Annotated in this window: 3 protein-coding genes; 2 read left to right on the forward strand and 1 reads right to left on the reverse strand. The window is 58.1% G+C overall.

Going from position 1 to position 5,460, the window contains the following annotated elements; genetic code table 11:
• The first annotated feature begins 55 nt into the window (after positions 1–55).
• Together EOB49_RS32615 and EOB49_RS32620 are read left to right on the forward strand one after the other, a co-directional pair.
• Positions 56–448 carry a RidA family protein gene (locus EOB49_RS32615; RefSeq protein ID WP_127383385.1) on the forward strand — a complete coding sequence of 131 codons (393 nt, stop codon included), beginning with the start codon at positions 56–58 and terminating at the stop codon, positions 446–448.
• 182 nt (positions 449–630) lie between these two features.
• A complete protein-coding gene (locus tag EOB49_RS32620; protein WP_127383386.1) occupies positions 631–1,737 on the forward strand; it encodes a hypothetical protein in 1,107 nt (368 codons plus the stop codon).
• Between the two features lie 55 nt (positions 1,738–1,792).
• On the opposite strand, the gene carB is transcribed toward EOB49_RS32620, so the two are convergent.
• Positions 1,793–5,296 (reverse strand): carbamoyl-phosphate synthase large subunit, encoded by a 3,504-nt coding sequence (gene carB / locus EOB49_RS32625; protein WP_127383387.1) that lies wholly within the window; start codon positions 5,294–5,296, stop codon positions 1,793–1,795.
• Positions 5,297–5,460 lie beyond the last annotated feature (164 nt).

The following is a 5,460-nucleotide window of genomic DNA, read 5'->3' on the forward strand; positions in this document are numbered from 1 at the left end:
AGGCTGGGTGAGGGGGCCTTGGCGCCAGCCAGTCCGACCAAAAAGGAGATTTGCCATGAAGAAGGAAATCATCGAAGTGCCGGTCATGTCGGACAAGGTGCGGGCGCTTGGCCTTCCCTGTTCGACGGCGGTGAAGGCCAACGGCTTTGTGTTCATCTCGGCGACGCCGCCCGTGGACATGGTGACCGGCGAGATGGTGCGCGGCGACATCGAAACGCAGACCGAGGCGTCGCTGAAGGCGCTGAAACATTGCCTGGAAGCGGCCGGCACCTCGCTGGAAAACGTGGTGATGGTGCGCATCTACGCCGTCAACTCCGGCTTCTACAACGCGATCAACCGGGTCTATGCGCGGTATTTCAGCGTGAACCCGCCAGCGCGGAGTTTTGTGCCGGTGGCGTCATGGCCGATGGAGTTCGATATCGAGATTGAGTGTGTGGCGGTGGCGTGAGGCCGTACTGCGGCCTGCCGCGCTCGTAATCAGCGTTGCTGTGATTTTGCGCAGCGTGGTGACTATTGCTGTTGCTAAGCACGAAGATGTTGGTAGCGTACAGTTTGATTTTGCGGGCGGATATCCACGGCGAATATGGTTCAATTTCAACCATGTACTGTCTGCCACTTAAGGGGATGGCAATGGAAAGAAAAAACCTACCTGAAAATAGAAAAATCAAATCTGGCCAGGATGCATCTGGAGATTTTGCTATCGTTCTCCCGTGTGAACCGGACCAATTTGGAGAATTTATTGGAAAATTACTTGGAAAACCACAGGTAATTGAGAAAAGGATTGCTGGAAATTTCATAATTGAGAGAAATAATGTTATAAATCTTTACCATTTGATAAACCAGCGTGTTGAGCAACAGAACCATGGTGTTTTGGTTGGCTTCGGTATCACTATCTACTACGACGATAATTCTAACGTCAGGCTTGCTTCGATATCAGAGTTCGAGAATTATGCAGAGGTAAAAAACAGAATTTCTATAGGGTTTAACCTATCTTGGACCTATTTGATTAAATTTAGTGAGAGTTTATCTCCTGAGAAGCAAGATATAGATTTGACTTTCACGACGCTCAGGAGTCGGTTTCGGCCCGACGAAATTGCATTTGTCAAGGTTGATGACGTAGATTCATATTTCGACGGGTGGCAGGGATTTAAATTGAGAGTCCAGCATACCGCTAGGTCGTGGGGTGTAGATATTGAATCTTTGGTTGAAGGTCATGTTTCCACATTGCGCAGACTTCCTGTGATCGGTTTGAAGGGCTTTATGAGAAAATATAGGAGCTATACGGTAACTACTTTGACATCTTTATTTGTTGCCTTTATGATATCCTCACTTATACTTGCAATAAGATATTATTCTAGTGTTAAGACTGCAGAGTACGAGAAAGAGATGTCGTCCGTCCCCAGTTCGGCAGATAAAATAAGCTATGGGGTGCAAATTATAATAAATCGGATCCTTAGTGGCGAGATCCAAATATATACCGCAATTGTTGTTGGATACTCGATCTTGATTATTGCTTCTAGTATTATATTTATGGAAAAGCTTAGTTCTGTTATAAACAAAAGAAGGAGTGAAAGTGTTCTCCTTTTAACTGAGCAAGCAATAGAGAATTATGGTCATATGAAGAAAGATGAAAGTAGATTTTGGGTTGATATTGTTAGCGTAATTGGCCTTGGAATAATTAGTGGCATTGTTGCCAACTATATTTTCGCGGTGTTACCAAAATTAATTATTGGATAAGCTCCTGACATTTTTTTGCATTATTCTGTCAAGAAATTGGGGGGCAGCATGAACCTCAAGCAAAATACTCCTGCAGCGGCCTGACCTCCAGGCTCCCCGCCTTGAGCGCCGCAATCGCCTCCGCCACGGCGGCCGCACCTGACAGCGTCGTGTAATACGGCACCTTCTGCATCAATGTCGCCCGCCGCAGCGACTTTGAGTCCGACACCGCCTTCTGGCCGTCCGTCGTGTTGAAGACGATCTGCACCTGGCGGTTGCGGATGGCGTCTTCGATGTGGGGGCGGCCTTCCAGCACCTTGTTGATTTTTTGGGCGTCCACGCCGTTTTCGGCGAGGAAGCGGGCGGTGCCGGATGTGGCCAGCACATTGAAGCCGAGGCCGGCAAGACGCTTGACCGCCGGCAGGATGCCCTTCTTGTCCTCGTCGCGCACCGAGACGAACAGCGTGCCGGAGCGGGGCAGGTCGACGCCGGCGCCGAGCTGGCTCTTGGCGAAGGCCAGCGCGAAGTCGCGGTCGAGGCCCATGACCTCGCCGGTCGAGCGCATTTCCGGTCCGAGCAATATGTCGACGCCGGGGAAACGAGCAAAGGGGAACACGGCTTCCTTGACGGCGATGTGGCCGGGGTTCCTGGGGTCGGGCATCGCGCCGTAATGGGCGAAGGCGTCTTCCAGCGTCTCGCCGGCCATGATGCGGGCGGCGATCTTGGCAATCGGGCGCCCGATGGTCTTGGCGACGAAGGGCACGGTGCGCGATGCGCGCGGGTTGACCTCCAGCACATAGACCGTGCCGTCCTTGATCGCATACTGCACGTTCATCAACCCGCCGACATTGAGCGCGCGCGCAAGGGCTGCCGTCTGGCGTTCCAGCTCGTGGACCAGCTCGGAAGGCAGCGAGTGCACCGGCAGCGAGCAGGCACTGTCGCCGGAATGGATGCCGGCCTCCTCGATGTGTTCCAGGATGCCGGAGACGAAGGTCGACTTGCCGTCGCAGAGGCAGTCGACATCGACCTCGATGGCGCCGGAGAGATAGGTGTCGAACAGCAGCGGGTTCTTGCCCAGCAGCGTGTTGATCTGGCCGGTCTTGTCGTTGGGGTATTTCTGCTTGATGTCCTCCGGCACCAGGCCGGGCACGGTGTCGAGCAGATAGGTCTGCAGCATGCCCTCGTCATGGATGATCTGCATGGCGCGGCCGCCGAGCACATAGGACGGGCGCACCACCAGCGGGAAGCCGAGCTCGCCGGCGACCAGGCGGGCCTGCTCGACCGAATAGGCGATGCCGTTCTTCGGCTGGCTGAGGTTCAGCTTGTGCAGCAGCTTCTGGAAGCGGTCGCGGTCTTCGGCGAGATCGATCATGTCGGGCGAGGTGCCGAGGATCGGGATGCCGGCTTTCTCCAGCGCGTCGGCGAGCTTCAGCGGCGTCTGGCCCCCGAACTGGACGATGACGCCGACCAGTTCGCCCGAGGCCTGCTCGGCGCGCAAGATCTCCAGCACGTCTTCCGCCGTCAGCGGCTCGAAATAGAGCCGGTCTGAGGTGTCGTAGTCGGTCGAGACCGTCTCCGGGTTGCAGTTGATCATGATCGCTTCATAGCCGGCGTCGCGCAGTGCAAAGGCGGCATGGCAGCAGCAATAGTCGAACTCGATGCCCTGGCCGATGCGGTTGGGACCGCCGCCGAGGATGACGACCTTCTTGCGCGATGAGACCTGCGCCTCGTTGGCCAGCGCGCCGGCAAACGGCACTTCATAGGTCGAATACATGTAGGCGGTGGGCGAGGCGAACTCGGCCGCGCAAGTGTCGATGCGTTTATAAACAGGATGAACGTCGAGCTTTTCGCGAACTTTTTGAATCACTTCGGCGTCGGTCTTCGTCAGCGACGCGAGGCGGGCATCGGAGAAACCCATGGCCTTCAGCATGCGCAGGTTGACGGCATCCTCGGGGATGCCGTGCTCGCGGATGCGGGCTTCCATGGCGACGATGCCAGCGATCTGTTCGAGGAACCACGGGTCGATCTTGCACATGGCGTGGACGTCTTCCAGCGAGGTGCCCATGCGGATCGCCTGCGCCACCATGCGCAGCCGGTCGGGCGTCGGCGTGCCGAGCGCGGCGCGGATGGCGTTGCGGTCGTCGGCATGATTGGCCGTCGCCGCACCATAGCCGAGGCCGGGGATCTCGATCTCGTCGAGACCGGTCAGGCCGGTTTCCAGTCCACGCAGGGCTTTCTGCAGCGATTCCTGAAAAGTGCGGCCGATGGCCATGACTTCGCCGACCGACTTCATGGCGGTGGTCAGCACCGGCTCGGCGCCGGGGAACTTTTCGAACGCAAAGCGCGGGATTTTTGTGACGACGTAATCGATGCTCGGTTCGAACGAGGCCGGCGTGGCGCCGCCGGTGATGTCGTTCTCCAGCTCGTCCAGCGTGTAGCCGACGGCGAGTTTTGCCGCGATCTTGGCGATCGGAAAACCGGTCGCCTTGGAGGCAAGTGCCGAAGAGCGCGAGACGCGCGGGTTCATCTCGATGACCACCAGCCGGCCATCGGCCGGGTTGACGGCGAACTGCACGTTGGAGCCGCCGGTCTCGACACCGATCTCGCGCAGCACCGCGATCGAGGCGTTGCGCATCATCTGGTATTCTTTGTCGGTCAGCGTCAGGGCAGGGGCGACGGTGATCGAGTCGCCCGTATGCACGCCCATCGGGTCGATGTTCTCGATCGAGCAGACGATGATGCAATTGTCCGCTTTGTCGCGGACGACCTCCATCTCGTACTCCTTCCAGCCGAGCACGCTCTCCTCGATCAGCACTTCGGTGGTCGGCGAGGCGTCGAGGCCGGACTGGACGATCTCGTAGAATTCGGCGCGGTTATAGGCGATGCCGCCGCCGGTGCCACCCATGGTGAAGGACGGGCGAATGATGGCGGGCAGGCCGACATGGTCGAGCGCTTGTGCTGCGATCGCCATGCCATGGCTGATGTAGCGCTGCTTGCGGTCGCCTTCGCCGAGGTTCCAGCGGGTTTCCAGTGCGTCGAGCGCGGCGTCGAGATCGGCCGGGGCCTCGGCCTTGACGGCGGCGCGCTCGGCCTCATGCGTCTTGCGGTCGGTGTTCTTGACGTCGGTGGCGTTGGCCAGCATCGACTTCGGCGTTTCCAGCCCGATCTTCTTCATCGCCTCGCGAAACAGCGCGCGGTCCTCGGCCTTGTCGATGGCCGTGGCGTCGGCGCCGATCATCTCGACATTGTAACGCTCGAGCACACCCATGCGGCGCAGCGACAGAGCGGTGTTGAGCGCGGTCTGGCCGCCCATGGTCGGCAGCAGCGCGTCGGGCCGCTCCTTGGCGATGATCTTTGCGACCACTTCGGGCGTGATCGGCTCGATATAGGTGGCGTCGGCCAGTTCCGGGTCGGTCATGATGGTGGCCGGGTTGGAATTGACCAGAATGACGCGGAAGCCTTCCTCCTTCAGCGCCTTGCAGGCCTGCGTGCCGGAATAGTCGAACTCGCAGGCCTGGCCGATGACGATGGGGCCGGCCCCGATGATCAGGATCGACTTGATGTCAGTGCGTCTTGGCATGTCAAAGGTCCGTTCGGCGGGCGGCTTGCACAAAAAACCGGGACGGGAAGACCCGGCCGGTTGTGCTCGCGATTCTGGTATCAGGCTAGGAGGGCCTTATAGGGAAGAGTTTTGACTGATGTAACCCCGAAAATGCGAGGTAGGGGAGTAGGGGAGTAGGGGAG

The sequence above is a fragment of the Mesorhizobium sp. M7A.F.Ca.MR.148.00.0.0 genome, from assembly GCF_003997735.1.
Taxonomy (GTDB): Bacteria; Pseudomonadota; Alphaproteobacteria; order Rhizobiales; family Rhizobiaceae; genus Mesorhizobium.